The sequence below is a fragment of the Myroides guanonis genome, from assembly GCF_900114085.1.
GTDB lineage: Bacteria > Bacteroidota > Bacteroidia > Flavobacteriales > Flavobacteriaceae > Flavobacterium > Flavobacterium guanonis.
In genome coordinates this window covers 374,881-390,588 of record NZ_FORU01000001.1, presented here as the reverse complement: position 1 = coordinate 390,588, position 15,708 = coordinate 374,881, and the positions used below count along the sequence as shown (strand labels likewise).

Genomic DNA, 15,708 nt, shown 5'->3' with positions numbered 1-15,708 from the left:
ACTTTAAAACTGCCTAGCCTAACATCATCTTCTTTAGTGTAATTTGCTATCCCAATAGCAGCCTTTTTTATCAGTAATTTCTTTTTTAAGTCGACATTAAAAAAAGCTGATCAACAAAAGAAATGGGAAGATAACTTAGCTATATTCCAAACTGCATCTATCATTAGATGGGCTATTTTAGAAGGAGCTGCTTTTCTTATTTTAATTCTAAAACCAGAACTGATGTTGCTCGGTCTCCTGGTGATTTTATATATAATTTACCTACATCCAACGGAAGACAGAATCAAACAAGATTTACAACTTAATAAGTAAGTATAAAACCCGATAACTCCAATGATTCAGTTATCGGGTTATTTTTTAGTGTAAGTATGATTAGTCTTTTTAAGATAAATAAGATTTGCTTTTATAATACAAGAAGTCAGAATTAATGAGGTTAATCCTGCTGAAATTGCTGTCACTATAACATGTCCATATAACCTATAATCTAATCCACTTAGAAGGCGAATTCCTATAATAACTAAAGTCAGTGTTATCAAAATTCCCCAATACTTTTTATGTGGTTGTGTTTTTACGTTTTTGTTGGATGGAATTTTTAATAATGAAAAAATAATGACACCCCCCCCTATTAAAGAACTTGTATGTTGCAATATTTTCAAAATTGGAATTCGTTTTCCAAAGAGTTCTATTGAACTAGCTAATATTGAAATTTCCTGAACGAAAAAACCAGTGTCATGTGTAAAACTATCCCAAAAGATATGTGAACTAGCACCTATCAAAACTGAAATTACAACTACAAACCAATTTTTATTAAAGTAATTATTCCAGTTAAACTCTTTAAACTTTATAAGTCGTGAGCTAAAAATAAAAGGTAAATTATCATACAAGTTATCACGAACAATATTGTGAAATATGAAAGTAAGTAAAATCCCCAAAGGTAAGTCGAACCAAAACAAACCACTTAATGTATGGCTATAATTACTCTCAATTCTCATTCTCAAAAAATACTCAAAATCCGGTGTTAGACTTCCTACTACAAGTCCAGTTAAAGAATACCATTTTCGAGGTAAGAATGTCAATGGTAAAACAATAGCTGGGTGTGTAAAAGTAAATGGCATTTTTTCTTAGTTGTAGTTTCTTTTATTATCAAATATAAACAACAAACTTATTAAATACAATTGTTTTAAACAGGTGTTACTCCATTTGCAATAGCACTCTCTTTTTTCAATAAGCGCTTCTGAATAATCTAATTGTAATAACTTACATAGAATCATTATTAAAACTAAAAAATGGTTTACTATTTGAATTACCACAAATGAATCTATAATGTTCTTAAAAACGAAACAGTACTATAAGCAACACTCTGACAAAAGATTTTAAAACAAAACCTCCTAATCTTTGTTTGCTTTTATCAATACAAAGTCTAGGAGGTTAAAATAAATTGATTTTGAAATAAAGTTTATCCACAAATCAATTCTAACTAATTCTATTCAATAATTTTTGATTGTATTTTTTCAATCAAACTATATATATGTTATATTTTTTTTAACCTTATTAGAATGAATATTGTTTAGTAAAATCAGCTCCATCTCCCGTAAGTGTCAAGTTCTCATTCACTACAGTTTCATTGTTTTTTTCTATCTTCAAACTTAGGGGTAAGCTTTCACCGTAATTGATTATTTGTACTCCACCTGCAAATGCTCTAATAGGAACGGTTGTTTCAATAACATAAGTTTTTGTTGCTCCTATGAAATCATTATCACCCAATCCAATGGCAGATTCACCTGGTTTAACCACTCCATTAACTTTCCAAACATCTGTTTTTCCAGCTAGATTCCCACCAGATACTGCTATTGATACAAAATCATCATCTGAATTGACATTATTAAGTGTTGCTGTGATTTTGTAATGACTTCCTTTTGATAAATCTTCTGATCCGTTATCGTCTTTACTACAACCTGTAGCTAATGTTCCAAGTGCTAACACTGAAAAGACTCCTAAAAGAGCGATTTTGATATTAAGTTTATTCATAACCCTATTTTTTATATTGTTTGTAGAAGACAAATTTCTATAAATAACAAACTCATTACAATCATTGCAAACCATGATTTTATTTCTAATGGTTTACCATGATTTTTATTTTATTGTAAATAAAAAGCACTTTTTATTTTGATATTTGTGGTTTAATCAAAGAAATCAATGTTTAAAAAAATAACCTTATTAATTATATTCTTGTTTTGTAACCATATTTTATGGTCACAACAATTGATACCGTTAGACGAGAAAAAATATTTAAATCAACTTAATAGTAAGATTGAGACAGAAACAAACGACAGCATTCGTCTATATAATTATCTTTTATTATCTGAGTATTGGGCTCAATCTGATAGGCTTAAAAGTTGGCAAGCACTCAATAAAGTATTATCCGCAGAGAATAACTTGCCAGTCGGTATTTTAGAATATTACCAAGGTGTGTTCTACACCTATAACGGTGATAAGACCAAAGCAAAACAGCATTATGAAAATTCCATAAAACTACTTAAGAACAACACGAAACAAAGTGAAATACTCTTAAAAGCTATATACAATTTTGCCTATATTCAAGTTGAAGACAAAGGTTATGATGTTCTGGTCAAAACATTAACTGAACAGTGTATTCCACTAAGTGAAAAAAGTGGAAACGTGGAGTTTTTAGCCTATTCATATACGCAATTAGGACTTACCTTCATGTCTGTTGGTCAATTTGACACGGCAGAAGAGTATCATAAAAAAGCATTAGAGCAATTGAAGAAGATACCAGAGCAAAAGACTGTACATTTAATCACTTATTTTAATCTGGTTAGTAACTATTGTTATAAACCTGACAGCAAATCGGCAAAGATTTATTTAGATAAAGCAAATCATATTATAAATCAATATCCTAATTCACAACACTTAGCCAATTATTATTATCAAGAAGCTATGTATTATACAACTAGGGAGGATTATGATTTGGCTCTACTTAGCTTAAATAAGGGCGCTAAAATAGCCAAGGATAAAAATCAACCCAAACTCTTACACATGCTGTATTTTCGAATGTACAATGTATACTTAATGCAGAAAAACTATCATAAGGCAAAATTACAGTTAGAGACAATTTTGGATGAAAATATTCTCAGTAAAGAATCTGTGAATCGAAAGATTACTTACACACAATTGGCAGCAGTTAATGATGTATTGGGAAATCACAAGCAAGCATATGATTGGATGAAGAAATCGAGTGTTTTAAATGATAGTTTACAGCAACAAAAGTTGCTAGAGAAGATGAATGAACTAGAAATTCTATATGAGACATCAGAAAAACAACAAACAATTGATAGGTTAGAAAGAGAAAAAAAAGAAAATGAATTAATAGCTAAAAACAAAAACCTACGTATTGTCTTCTTGGCAATTGCTCTTGGATTAAGCTCAATTATTGCTTTTTTAATTTACAGAACATATAAGAATCAACAAAAGTTAAATAAGCAAATAAATATTAGTCATCAACAAGATTTACTACATATTGAAAATGAAAGGAAATATGAAGCTACACAAGCTGTTTTACAAGGTGAAGAACAGGAAAGACAACGTATAGCTCAAGACCTTCATGATAGTATGGGTGGTATGTTGGCAAACATTCGAATGTCGCTGTCCTCATTGGGGTATGACAAAACGACTGAGATTCGAGAAAAAATTGATAAATCCATAGTAGAAATGAGACGTATTTCCAGAAACTTAATGCCTGAAACATTGAAAAATTTAGGACTGGAGATTGCCTTAAAAGAGCTTTGTGAGTCTATGAACAACAAACATTTTTCTATTCAGTTTGAAGCCTTCAATATTTCCGAAAATATTCCGTTTCAAACTCAACTAGCGCTGTATCGAATTACTCAAGAAAGTATCAGCAACGTTATAAAATATGCACAGGCTCAAAATGTGATTGTACAAATAAGTCAAAATGAAAAAACAATTAGTTTAACGATTGAGGATGATGGAATAGGTTTTAACAAGTCGGAAATAAATTATGGGCTAGGTATAAAGAACATTGAAAACCGGGTTCGCTTAATAAATGGAACTCTAGATATTATTTCAAAAAAAGGTGAGGGAACAACCATTAATGTAGAATGTAATGTATAAAAATCATTTGAATTTAGCAATTGTAGATGACCACCCTATGATTTTAGAGGGTTTGAAGTCATTGTTACAACAAGAAACGAATTTTCAAATTTTCTCATTTACAAAAGGGTCTGCTGTGTTAGATTTCATCAAAGAAAACCGAATAGATGTTCTTTTGTTAGACATTGTTTTAAGTGATGGAAATGGTTTAGATTTCTGTAAAATTATAAAACAACAATCTCCACAGACTATTGTAATTGGGATAAGTAATCAAGCTGAAAGAAGTATAATTTTTAGATTTTTAGAAAATGGCGGAAACGGTTATATTTTAAAAAACGCAGATGCAGATGAAATTATTCAATGTGTTGAAAATGCAATTAATGGAGGTCTTGCTTTAAGTAAGGAAGTACAAGAGATTATGTTGCGTTCTTCTTTAAATAATTTTGAACTTCCACGTCTAACTAAACGAGAGCATCAAATTCTACAAGCAATCGCTCTTGGAAATACTTCAAATGAAATTGCTGAAAAATTGTTTATTTCAGTGATTACAGTTGAAACACATCGCAGAAATTTACTGCAAAAGTTTAAAGCAAAAAATATGATTGAACTAGTTAAAATAGCAACTGAAAATAAGTTGATTTAAAAACTAGTTTTTTGATGTATTTATATGGTAACATACAAGTTTAAATATGAGAATAAAAGAACTTTTTAATGACAAATCACTAAAACCTAAAGAGAAAACAGAAGTTCTTTTCAAATGGGTTTTAGATGGTTCACTTCCTATTGAAGAATTACTAGCTTTCGCTGAAAATGAAAAGGACTCCACAAAAGCTACTTGTATAGAGGCTATTGAGTATGTTACCAAGCAAAATCCAAAAGTTGCTGATGAAACATTACTGAACTTTGTTACTACTGCCCTCACCTCCAAAGCTCCCAGAGTGAAATGGGAAAGTGCTAAGGTTATTGGAAACATTGCTCCCTTATTTACTTCCAACTTACAACAAGCGATTGATAATTTATTGATAAACACTAATCATGAAGGAACCGTAGTTCGTTGGAGTTCTGCATTTGCATTGGGAGAAATTTTGAAAATGAAAACTACTTATAACGAAACCTTACTTTCAACAATTAAAAGTATTTGTGAGAAAGAGGAAAAAAACAGTATTCGAAAGATATATATAGAAGCAATAAAAAAACTACACAATTAAAAAACAATAGATTACAACAGGATCAGATATCAATAATATATTATTATGTCAAGATATTGTCATATTATTCTATGATAAATTAAATATATTTGTCTCATAAGCGCACAAAATTTGACGTCGTTTTAGAATTCTAAAAGAGATATTATGAAGAGAATTACCGTGTTTTGTGGATCAAGTTATGGTACAGAAAAACTATTCGAGGAACAAGCCTATACAGTAGGAAAAGCATTAGCGAAAGAAAAAATCGAACTTGTGTATGGTGGTGCAAAAGTAGGATTGATGGGAGCTGTTGCCAATGGTGCTTTAGAGAGTGGAGGAATAGCTATTGGGGTATTACCAACTTTTTTAAAAAGAGTAGAAATCGCACATGAGGGTTTAAGCGAACTTATACTAGTAGAAACAATGCATCAACGAAAAACTAAAATGGACGAACTTTCTGATGGTACTATTGCACTTCCTGGTGGTTTTGGTACACTTGAAGAATTTTTTGAAATGCTTACATGGGCTCAATTGGGTTTACATAAAAAACCCGTAGCTCTTCTAAATGTAAACGGTTTTTTCAATGACCTTTTAAGTTTTATTCAAACTATGGTTGACAAAGGTTTCTTAAAGCAAATAAATAGAGATATGTTACTTATAAGTGACAATATAGAAGACTTATTACAACAAATGAAAAATTACAAAGCGCCAACGGTTCAAAAATGGATTAATAAAGAAGAAGTATAATAAAGACCAAGACCTCTTTTTAAAAAGAGGTCTTGGTCTTTTATGACAATACTGTTTCTTAAACAATTATGATGGTACTTTTCGCGCGGCTTCTCTTTCCCAAACACGATGCTGCTTCATCATATTTATAAATACAGATGAATAATCTGAAGAGTCTTTTTCTAAAATCACTCCATTATCTTTCTCTACAAAAGATTTCTGCAACAAAGATTCGGCGTCTTTAGCAAAGGCTAAAACTTTACAGTGTTTATAAGCATCGTGAATGAATTCGAAATAATCAGGATTTCGCTTTAGCAATTCAATAGACTTTCCATTTGGTGTAAATACCGCATCATATAGTACTGATGGATCTGTAAGATAAGTATGAGCTATAGTAACCGTTCCTCCTTCTAAAAAGGTTAATGGTCCAACTTTTTTCCCTATTAAAACTGCTTCTGCTCCTTCTTTCTCCAATGCTTTTTTCATATCTTCGACACTCTTTTTCGATACTCCTTCTTCTACTAAAAAGGCTACTTTTCGAGTTTGAATAGTACCTTCATTCTTTTTCACCTTCATACTTAATGCTTCAGACTTATCTACTTCCGTTTTCACTTTATCTAATGGATAATTCGGATGATTTTGTCGTGCGAACTTCAGAGTCATTTCATCTAATTCTTTGGATGGTGTTATCGATAAATTAGCGCCAACCTTAGTTGCCAAATCAGCATCAATTTGATTCAAGATAGCCACTTGTCTCTCTCTTATTTTTGAGTCCGACACCTTACTTAATTCAAAACTAAAAGCATTCACTATATGATCTTTCTCTGGTTGTGATTGAGAGTTGTAAAACAAACGTGCTTGAGAAAAATGGTCCGCAAATGAATCAGATCGCTGTCTTACTTTTGCACCATCTACGACCTCTTTATGAGATTGATATCCCTCAGTTCCATTTAACATGGCCTGATATGGACAACCTGATGCTTTACTGTTTGGAAAATAACTTACTTCTCCTTTCAATATATCCATTCTTGAAAAACCGTCTTTCTGATTGTTGTGTTTTTGGTTGCTGGATTTATTGATTGGCAATTCATGAAAGTTGGGACCTCCTAAACGATAATTTTGAGTATCCATATAAGAAAAAATTCTACCTTGTAATAAAGGGTCATTACTTACATCTATACCTGGAACTAATCTACCCGGGTCAAAAGCTACTTGTTCTGTTTCAGCAAAGAAGTTTTCCGGATTTCTATTTAATGTCATAGTACCTACGATTTGAACTGGAATGACTTCTTCTGGAATAAATTTTGTAGCATCTAAGATATCAAATGAGTACTTTAATTCGTCTTCTTCTGGTATCAATTGTATTCCCAAATCCCATTGTGGAAAATTTCCCTTTTCAATATTTTCCCATAAATCTTGTCGATGATAATCAGAATTAAATCCTGATAGCTTTTGTGCTTCATTCCATGCTACAGAGTGTACACCCAATTTAGGCTTCCAATGGAATTTTACAAAAGTGCTCTTTCCCGATTTATCTAACAATTTGAATGTATGAATACCAAATCCTTCCATCATGCGTAATGATCTTGGAATTGCTCTATCTGACATCGCCCACATTGCCATATGAGCCGACTCTGGCATAAGAGATATAAAATCCCAAAAAGTATCATGAGCAGAGGCTGCTTGTGGAATTTCATTATTAGGCTCTGGTTTTACAGCATGAATCAAATCTGGAAAATTCATTGCATCTTGAATAAAAAATACAGGAATATTATTACCCACCAAATCATAGTTTCCATCTTCTGTATAAAATTTCACAGAAAAACCTCTCACATCACGAGCCAAATCGGTAGAACCTTTAAATCCTGCTACTGTAGAAAATCGGACAAAAACATCTGTTTTTTTACCCTTTTGTAGAAATTGAGCACAGGTATATTTAGAAATATCCTCTTTCATTTCAAAAGTACCATGAGCTCCACTTCCCCTAGCATGCACAACTCGTTCTGGTATACGTTCCCTATCAAAATGCATCAATTTATCAAAGTAGATGTGGTCTTGTTGCAATGAAGGTCCCCGCTCTCCTGCCTTTAACGTATTGTTGTTATCAAAAATGGGAGAACCATCATTTGTTGTTAATTTTTGATCTGAATTATCAACTAAGTGTTTGTTCATTTGTTCACCTTTAGTAAACGATCTTTTCTTTTCCATAATTAGTAGTTTTTTACTAAAATTACTAATTAAAACAACATAGATCATGTTTAAATCGTTAATTTAAAAAATACAAACCATTGATTTATTGAAGTTTATATTCATAAAAAACATGAAATAACTTTAATTTAAGAGTATAGTTTCATAAGAAAATTCCAACTTTATAAGGAGCAATATTTGCTTGATTTCCTTAATAACCCTAGATTTAACGCTGTTTTATGACTCTTTTAAAGTCCATTATTCCTATATTTATAGTCTCACTTTTCATAGCGAAATCATAATCTAATTTTGAAATTTTTAACTCAAACAACATAACTATGAATTTATTTAAGACGAGCCTTTTAATCACAGCTTTGGTTTCAGCACAATTGGTTTCAGCTCAGTTCAAACAAACACCACTACCTTATTCATACAACGCTTTAGAGAGATCTATTGATACACAAACTATGGAAATTCATTATTCAAAACACGGTGCTGCATATACATCGAATTTGAACAAAGCAATTTCTGGTACACCTATGGAAAAGGAGGATATTAAAACAATTCTTTCAAAAATATCTACTTCTAGCCCAGCAGTACGCAACAACGCAGGTGGTCATTTTAATCACGAATTATTCTGGACTATTTTAACGCCAGAAAAAAACACAAAACCTTCTAGTGCATTAGATAAGGCAATCACTACTTCATTCGGCTCAATGGAATCTTTTAAGGAGCAAATGTCTAAAGCTGGAGCTGATAGATTTGGTTCTGGTTGGGCTTGGCTTTCAGTTGATAAAAATGGTAAGTTATTCGTAAGTTCAACTGCAAATCAAGATAATCCCCTTATGGATGTAGTTGAACAAAAAGGTACTCCTATTCTAGGAATTGATGTTTGGGAACATGCCTATTACTTAAAATATCAAAATAAGAGAGCTGATTATCTTACTGCTATTTGGGATGTATTAAATTGGAAAGAAGTCAGTAAGAGATATGATGATGCTATAAATACTAAATAATAGTCACAAAATTCAATAGAATTAAAAAAGAGTGCTTTTAAACAAGATGTTTAAAAGCACTCTTTTTTTTTATTCGAGATTAATGTTGACTGGAAATCATTAACGATTAATTGCATCTGTTTCAATAATCTTAGATCCCCAAATATTTTCTGAGGCATCGCTTATTTTTGCCAATTCAATATTGCTAAAACTCTCACTATCCGCTCCTTTTACACTTAAATTCAAAAACAGCTTTCCTTCTCTCTGGTCTAATTCAAAATTATAGATGTTTACTCCTGGCATTCCATTATAAACATCATTTGGAATAAAATGTCTTATTAATGTATAGTATTGATTGTCATATATTATTAAAAAATCATTTTCTCCACAAATTGTTTTTAAGATTAATGGTTTATTATTGGAAAAAACAACCTCATCAAGACCCAGTGTAACCAACTTTTTGTCTGACTCATTATTTATTGAATATGACCCATGTTCTATACGAACAAGATCTCTAGAAAGTTTTTTATCGACAGTAACGAATATCTCATTTTTACCTTCCTTAAAAAAAATGAAATACATTAGCAATGAAGTCATACTTACAAGTATTCCAATTCTTATTATGGATTTTTTATTTTTCATTTATCTCTTATAACTTTACTATAAATAAAACACAAAAATATAAAACACAACTACTTAAAAGAAACTACCTAAACATTTTATTCACATTTATTTCTAGTAAAATAAATAATTTATTTTACTTATTAATTGTTCTAAGTGCTTTCTTGATAATGTACTTTGTCTCTTTAGTATCGCTTTCGACTTCCCATCGTTTACATAATTCAATTACAAAACCAGGTTGTGTTTTACTAGCGTCATTTAACCAGTTTCCTACACTCTCTTGTACATATTTAGCAGAATCAGATTTTAGTGGATCTAAAATACTTAATGCGAGTTCTGGTGTTTGTTTTAAAATGGTAATATGTTCACACCAAACACCTCGAGGTCTTATTGCTTCTGAGCTAAATCTTCTAATATTCTCATCTTCATTTAAAGACCAATTTGAAAGAATAGATATAGCTTCATTTAAATTTTCCGTAACCTTTTTTCTAATTGCCATCCAACTAATCTCTCTTACTCCAAAATGCTTATCTGCTGCAAATACTTGTATTTGTTTTAGAGTTTCTTGAATACTTAATTGTTCATTTTTACCTATTATGTAGGTACCCCAACATCTAACAAGATCTGACTTATGATTGAAGATAATTTGTAGAAAAGCTATGTCATCTCTTTTAACTATCTCTTCATAAAGTCCTACTCCAATTGCTTCATTCACTGTATTCACAGTTTGCTTTTTCAGTTGTTCAATACCCTCTATAATAGCTTCATAATAATCTAGACGATTATTCTGTGTGAGTATACTTTGTAGTAAGAGTCTTTGATCAACCGCTAGCCACTCCACAAGATTGGCTGTTTCAATTTCACCTTGATTGAGTTGTTCTAAAATTGTCAAGGGAATTTCCTTGAAACTCCTCGCTCCTTTTCGTTTGATTTCACTCATGTTTTATATAAAATAGATTTTTTATCGCCTACGATGCTAATATCTTAACAATTATAATAGGGTTCTGGTATAATGACTTTTTTTTCCGAAACTGTTTCTATTTTTTCAATATCTTTCTCTAGACTTCCTAACTCTCCATAATAAATTCCTATTGATTCACCCGAAATTGTTTTAATACCAAGCTCAAGATATCCTCCTCCTTTAGCTGGAAGTACATTTTGAATATATATACATTCGACCTCATCTATACTAAATACAACCGATTGCAATCCATCTGTAAAGCCAATGTTATTATTCTGAAGGTCTTTCCACAATACATTATTCTTATTAGCCATTTCTAATATATAATCCGGAGTTCTTTTTACAAATTCATATTTTCGATAGTCAGGTATCAACGAAAATCTTGACTTCAAAACATGTATTTCACTATTTGAAGCATTTATTACAGGTTTTGTTTTATCGAGTATATTTGAATAATCTCGTCGATTATCTATCATTAGCGAAGTACTACCATCATCATAACTAAATTCAGAATCATAAGTATAACATATTGATAGATAAACAGAATCCATATCGAATGAGACATATTTTTGATCTTCCCTTTCAAAGCCAACTTCTTCTATCTTAACAGGAATACTCTTCATCCATAAATCACGAAGTTCACAATAACTTTTATCTGTATTATTCTCATTATACAATGAGGCAAAATAAGATTGTACAGCAATATTCTCTCTCCCAAATTCATAATAAAATTCAAGTCTTTCAACAGTCATAGAACCAATTCGAACTGGATAATCAATTCTAAAATAAGTACTTTCAAACTCATCTATATAGGTGTGTCCTATATTCAGTTTTTTGAATTCTTCATAAGTAGTGTCCCAAGAAACAAATATAGGCGGGTTATAGAGCACTTCGAAACCTTTTCGATAATCTCCATCGAAATTTTCTAATAAGCCATAATTCTGCTCGAAATGCTTTTTAAAGACACATTCTTTTATCTCTTTATCTTGATTGACAACCTTAAAAAAAGTTTCATCATTAAATTCAAACAGTCTAGATATTTCTGAATACACCTCTGAGAAGCCTTTTTGATTTGTAGAAATATATCTTTGTTTATAATCAAACATAAATAAATAAGGAGTGTCTCCTAATATTTGAACATAAGCATATTTTAATTTCTTCAAATCTACACTCTCCTCATAGCCATGATCGTTGTATATTAAAAAATCGTTTTCTATATATACTTGCTGCTCTTTCTTTATCTCTTTTGGAGATTGTTTTTTCTTTGAAAATAAACCAAACATACTTTATTATTTTAACCCTCGTTATCTGTTGCTAAATTATTAAAAAGCGATTGACTATTAAGTAGCTGAAAACAACCATTCTTCTAGTCTTACATTTTACTTTTTAATTAATAAAATCAATCTAAACCCATAATAAAACTATAGAAAATGAAGCTTTTCTATAAATTAAAAAATACCCTATTTATGGTATATTTTGAAGATGAATAGCAATTAATTTTGTCTCGTTATAATACCAGAAGCTGTTTTTATATTAAACTTTTAAGTATTATAATTTTAAAGACCATTCTTATGAAAGCAACTTTAAGCAATTCTCAGCAGCTAATTATTTATACTAGTAAAAGTTTAACTATTACTTTCCTTGTAAATAATAATGGTATGTCTATGTGCTGTTGCTAATGTTTTTTGCTTTTTGGATGTAGTAAATAAACATCTAAATCTCCCTTTTTTTTTGCCCATAGGGCTTTTTTTTAAATTCTTAATTACCTAAAAGGTTTTTAAGATCTCTAATTTATTATTTTATGAATCAATTTTACTTACTATTGTGGGGGTTGTTGTTTTTCAATGTAGCTACAGCTCAATCTATTTTAGTTGAAGGAAAAGTAACCGATGGAGAACTAAGCCTTCCAGGAGTTACAGTTTCACTCACAAAAAATCCAAACATTGCAACCTTAACAGATCTAGACGGTCATTATAGTATTCAGGCTGATGCAGACGATACTCTAATTTTTAGCTATATTAGTTATGAAACACTTTATGTTCCTATTCAAGGAAAAACACTAATAAATGTTGAATTAAAAGTGAATTTTGAATCACTTGAAGAATTGATAATAAGTGTACCTTATGGAACTGCAAAAAAATCAACTTATACAGGTTCCGTAGGATTAGTAACGGCTAAGACAATTGAGAAAGCTCAAGTGAGTAATGTAACTAAAGCATTACAAGGAACTGTCGCAGGTTTACAATCATTCTCTTCAAGTGGACAACCTGGTTCTGACGCAACCATTCGAATTAGAGGTATCGGTTCTGTGAATGCTTCTAGCAATCCTCTCTTTGTTGTTGATGGAGTTCCTTATGATGGTAGTTTATCTTCTATAGCTGCTTCCGATATTGAATCTATAACTGTATTGAAAGATGCTACTTCTGCTACATTATATGGTTCTAGAGCTGCGAATGGTGTAATTATGATTACAACTAAACAGGGGAAAATGGATAGTCCTACTACAATAGAACTAACAACTAAATATGGTTTCTCAAGTCGCGCACGTAGCGATTACAAACAATTAAATACTAATGATTATTTTGAACTTTACTGGGAGGCTTTAAGAAACAATAGAATAGATAACAATTTCACTCCTCAACAAGCGGCTGCATATGCTTCCGAAAACTTAGTGGGAATGATTGGTATTAACCCTTATGGTTTAAACAATCCACAACCCATAGACCAGAATGGTAAGTTAGTTACTGGATTAAAACCATTATGGGATGATAATTGGACAGATGCTCTTTCTCAAAATGCTCATTTTAAAGATGTAAATCTTCGCATTAGTGGAGGGGGCCCTCGTTCTAGATATTACATCTCAGCAGGATTCCTAGATGACCAAGGTGCTGTAATTGAATCTGGATTTAAAAGATATACACTGCGTTCAAATATTACATCAGATGTAAAGGATTGGTTACAAGTGGGGCTTAATGTTTCCGGTACACATTCTATTCAAAATTATCCTAAACAAGACGATGCCGCCATTTCTAATGTTATTGGTTTTGCGAGAGCACTACCCTCTTTTTACCCAGTTTATGAACGAGATTTAACCTCAGGAGCTTATTTGATTGACCCGCTGACTGGAGGACGTATCTTCGATTATGGTAGTTACAGAGCTACTTCATATGCTAAGTATAATTTATTGGGATCGCTACCAAAAGATTTAAATGAAATTAAACGAGATGTCGGATCTGTTAGAACTTATTTTCAAATAGAACCAATAGCAGATTTGAAATTAAAAACTTCTCTTAATCTAGATTATGATAGTCGCTTTAATCACGATTATATAAACCCTACTGTCGGTGAAGGTGCTTTGTCTGGAGGTGGTGTTAGCAAATCAAATGTTAGAACTATTGGGATGACTTTCAACAATGTTTTAACCTATGCTTTTCAATTCGATGATCTTCATCGTTTCAATGCAATGGCTGGCCACGAATATTACCAATATAATACTTCACAGTTTGGTGGTAGCAAGGACAAGATGATTACAGATGGTATGTATGAACCAGATGCAGGTTCTATTTTAAAAGACTTTTATGGAAATAGCGATGAATATAAACTATTGAGTTTCTTTGGTAATTTAGAATACTCATATAATCAAAAATACTTTGCTTCAGCTTCCATTCGTGCTGATGGTTCTTCTCGTTTTGAACCTAGTAAAAAATGGGGTACTTTTTGGTCTTTTGGGGCTTCATGGAGAGCTATTGAAGAGGATTTTTTACAAGAAGCAAAGGATTGGGGATTGTCCAACCTTAGTCTAAGAGCTAGTTATGGTGCTCAAGGAAATGACAATATTGGATATTATGCATACCAAGCTCTATATGCTATTCAAAATAATTTAGGAGAATCTGGTCTTATTGCCTCACGTTTAGCTACTCCAAATTTAACTTGGGAAACAAATCTTAACTTGAACATTGGACTTGATTTTGGTTTTCTAAATAATCGCATTAATGGTTCTGTTGAATTCTTTGAACGCAGATCGAAAGATTTACTCTTTGAAAAAGCCTTAGTTCCTTCTACTGGTTTTAGTTCAACAAGTCAAAATATTGGCGCTATTAAAAATTATGGTTGGGAATTGTCTTTAGATGGTTTTTTAATATCTAATGAAGATTGGAAATGGCATTTAGGTATAAATGCTACTACGTATAAAAACAAAATCGTTTCTCTTCCTAATGACGAGATGTGGAGCGGTAGTAAGAAATGGGTTAAGGGTGGTTCACTCTACGATTTCTATCTAATTGAATGGGCAGGTGTAAATCATCTAAATGGAAATGCTCAATGGTATATTTATGACGACTTAGGTAATCGCCAAATCACAGAAGACTACTCTGCTACTAAAGACAAAGACCGTGTAAAAAGTGGTAGTTCCCTCCCTGACATATCAGGTGGGTTCCAATCGGAACTCTCTTATAAAGGTTTTGAGTTAGCTCTTCAATTTGCTTATAACTTAGGTGGAAAAATTTATAATAGTGACAAATTAAGCTTACAGCATTTAGGTAAAGCTGGTCAGACTTGGAGTGAGGATATGCTTAATAGATGGACTCCTGAAAATATACAAACTGATGTTCCTAGATTAACTACTGAACCTAAAAGTTCTTGGACTAATCAATCAACCCGTTTTCTAGTAGACCGTTCTTATTTAAAACTAAAGACAATGACACTTACTTATAATTTACCTCAAAATTGGTTAAAGAGTGTGCATTTGAATCAGGCTAGTATTTTTGTTCAAGGAGAAAATCTATTCACTATTACTAAAGAACAAGGTTTAGATCCAGAACAGACATTTGACGGAACAACTTATTATCGATATCCTTCTATGAAAACAATTTCATTGGGATTAAATCTAAAACTATAACGA

Annotated in this window: 12 protein-coding genes; 6 read left to right on the top strand and 6 right to left on the bottom strand. The window is 31.5% G+C overall.

Annotated elements, in window-relative coordinates:
• Positions 1-350: 350 nt before the first annotated feature.
• Together BM024_RS01705 and BM024_RS01700 are read right to left on the bottom strand one after the other, a co-directional pair.
• Positions 351-1,115 carry a DUF4184 family protein gene (locus BM024_RS01705; protein WP_090677714.1) on the bottom strand — a complete coding sequence of 255 codons (765 nt, stop codon included), beginning with the start codon at positions 1,113-1,115 and terminating at the stop codon, positions 351-353.
• A gap of 436 nt (positions 1,116-1,551) precedes the next feature.
• On the bottom strand, positions 1,552-2,028 hold the full coding sequence (locus BM024_RS01700; protein WP_090677713.1) for a hypothetical protein: 477 nt from the start codon (positions 2,026-2,028) through the stop codon (positions 1,552-1,554).
• A 168-nt stretch (positions 2,029-2,196) separates the two neighbouring features.
• Between BM024_RS01700 and BM024_RS01695 the strand changes: the two genes are divergently transcribed.
• From BM024_RS01695 to BM024_RS01680, 4 genes are all read left to right on the top strand, one after another.
• Positions 2,197-4,152 (top strand): tetratricopeptide repeat-containing sensor histidine kinase, encoded by a 1,956-nt coding sequence (locus tag BM024_RS01695; RefSeq protein ID WP_090677712.1) that lies wholly within the window; start codon positions 2,197-2,199, stop codon positions 4,150-4,152.
• On the top strand, positions 4,145-4,774 hold the full coding sequence (locus BM024_RS01690) for a response regulator transcription factor (RefSeq protein WP_090677711.1): 630 nt from the start codon (positions 4,145-4,147) through the stop codon (positions 4,772-4,774). Before BM024_RS01695 ends, BM024_RS01690 begins: the two co-directional genes overlap by 8 nt.
• Positions 4,775-4,820: 46 nt before the next feature.
• A complete protein-coding gene (locus tag BM024_RS01685; protein WP_090677710.1) occupies positions 4,821-5,339 on the top strand; it encodes a HEAT repeat domain-containing protein in 519 nt (172 codons plus the stop codon).
• A 144-nt stretch (positions 5,340-5,483) separates the two neighbouring features.
• Positions 5,484-6,065, top strand: coding sequence for an LOG family protein (locus BM024_RS01680; RefSeq protein ID WP_090677709.1), 582 nt, complete (start codon positions 5,484-5,486; stop codon positions 6,063-6,065).
• Between the two features lie 66 nt (positions 6,066-6,131).
• Here the strand turns inward: BM024_RS01680 and BM024_RS01675 are convergent, their stop codons facing one another.
• Entirely contained in the window at positions 6,132-8,252 is a 2,121-nt protein-coding gene (locus BM024_RS01675) for a catalase (RefSeq protein WP_090677782.1), read from the bottom strand.
• Positions 8,253-8,569: 317 nt separating this feature from the next.
• On the opposite strand from BM024_RS01675, the gene BM024_RS01670 reads away from it, so the two are divergent.
• Positions 8,570-9,247, top strand: a complete 678-nt coding sequence (locus tag BM024_RS01670) for a superoxide dismutase (protein ID WP_090677708.1) — start codon at positions 8,570-8,572, stop codon at positions 9,245-9,247.
• Positions 9,248-9,346: 99 nt separating this feature from the next.
• On the opposite strand, the gene BM024_RS01665 is transcribed toward BM024_RS01670, so the two are convergent.
• The 3 genes from BM024_RS01665 to BM024_RS01655 all read right to left on the bottom strand — a co-directional run bounded on the left by BM024_RS01665 (position 9,347) and on the right by BM024_RS01655 (position 12,091).
• A complete protein-coding gene (locus BM024_RS01665; RefSeq protein ID WP_090677707.1) occupies positions 9,347-9,868 on the bottom strand; it encodes a hypothetical protein in 522 nt (173 codons plus the stop codon).
• A 115-nt stretch (positions 9,869-9,983) separates the two neighbouring features.
• Positions 9,984-10,787, bottom strand: coding sequence for a DNA alkylation repair protein (locus BM024_RS01660; RefSeq protein ID WP_090677706.1), 804 nt, complete (start codon positions 10,785-10,787; stop codon positions 9,984-9,986).
• 44 nt (positions 10,788-10,831) lie between these two features.
• A complete protein-coding gene (locus BM024_RS01655) occupies positions 10,832-12,091 on the bottom strand; it encodes a hypothetical protein (RefSeq protein WP_090677705.1) in 1,260 nt (419 codons plus the stop codon).
• A gap of 518 nt (positions 12,092-12,609) precedes the next feature.
• Here BM024_RS01655 and BM024_RS01650 point away from each other — a divergent pair.
• Complete coding sequence (locus tag BM024_RS01650) at positions 12,610-15,705, top strand: SusC/RagA family TonB-linked outer membrane protein (protein ID WP_090677704.1); 3,096 nt, start codon at positions 12,610-12,612, stop codon at positions 15,703-15,705.
• Positions 15,706-15,708 lie beyond the last annotated feature (3 nt).

Bases quoted from the DNA above. Each gene is read 5' to 3' on its own strand.
- BM024_RS01705 (WP_090677714.1), bottom strand. From the start codon at position 1,115: ATGCCATTTACTTTTACACACCCAGCTATTGTTTTACCATTGACATTC.
- BM024_RS01680 (WP_090677709.1), top strand. From the start codon at position 5,484: ATGAAGAGAATTACCGTGTTTTGTGGATCAAGTTATGGTACAGAAAAA.
- BM024_RS01685 (WP_090677710.1), top strand. From the start codon at position 4,821: ATGAGAATAAAAGAACTTTTTAATGACAAATCACTAAAACCTAAAGAG.
- BM024_RS01690 (WP_090677711.1), top strand. From the start codon at position 4,145: ATGTATAAAAATCATTTGAATTTAGCAATTGTAGATGACCACCCTATG.
- BM024_RS01655 (WP_090677705.1), bottom strand. From the start codon at position 12,091: ATGTTTGGTTTATTTTCAAAGAAAAAACAATCTCCAAAAGAGATAAAG.
- BM024_RS01665 (WP_090677707.1), bottom strand. From the start codon at position 9,868: ATGAAAAATAAAAAATCCATAATAAGAATTGGAATACTTGTAAGTATG.
- BM024_RS01660 (WP_090677706.1), bottom strand. From the start codon at position 10,787: ATGAGTGAAATCAAACGAAAAGGAGCGAGGAGTTTCAAGGAAATTCCC.
- BM024_RS01700 (WP_090677713.1), bottom strand. From the start codon at position 2,028: ATGAATAAACTTAATATCAAAATCGCTCTTTTAGGAGTCTTTTCAGTG.
- BM024_RS01695 (WP_090677712.1), top strand. From the start codon at position 2,197: ATGTTTAAAAAAATAACCTTATTAATTATATTCTTGTTTTGTAACCAT.
- BM024_RS01675 (WP_090677782.1), bottom strand. From the start codon at position 8,252: ATGGAAAAGAAAAGATCGTTTACTAAAGGTGAACAAATGAACAAACAC.
- BM024_RS01670 (WP_090677708.1), top strand. From the start codon at position 8,570: ATGAATTTATTTAAGACGAGCCTTTTAATCACAGCTTTGGTTTCAGCA.
- BM024_RS01650 (WP_090677704.1), top strand. From the start codon at position 12,610: ATGAATCAATTTTACTTACTATTGTGGGGGTTGTTGTTTTTCAATGTA.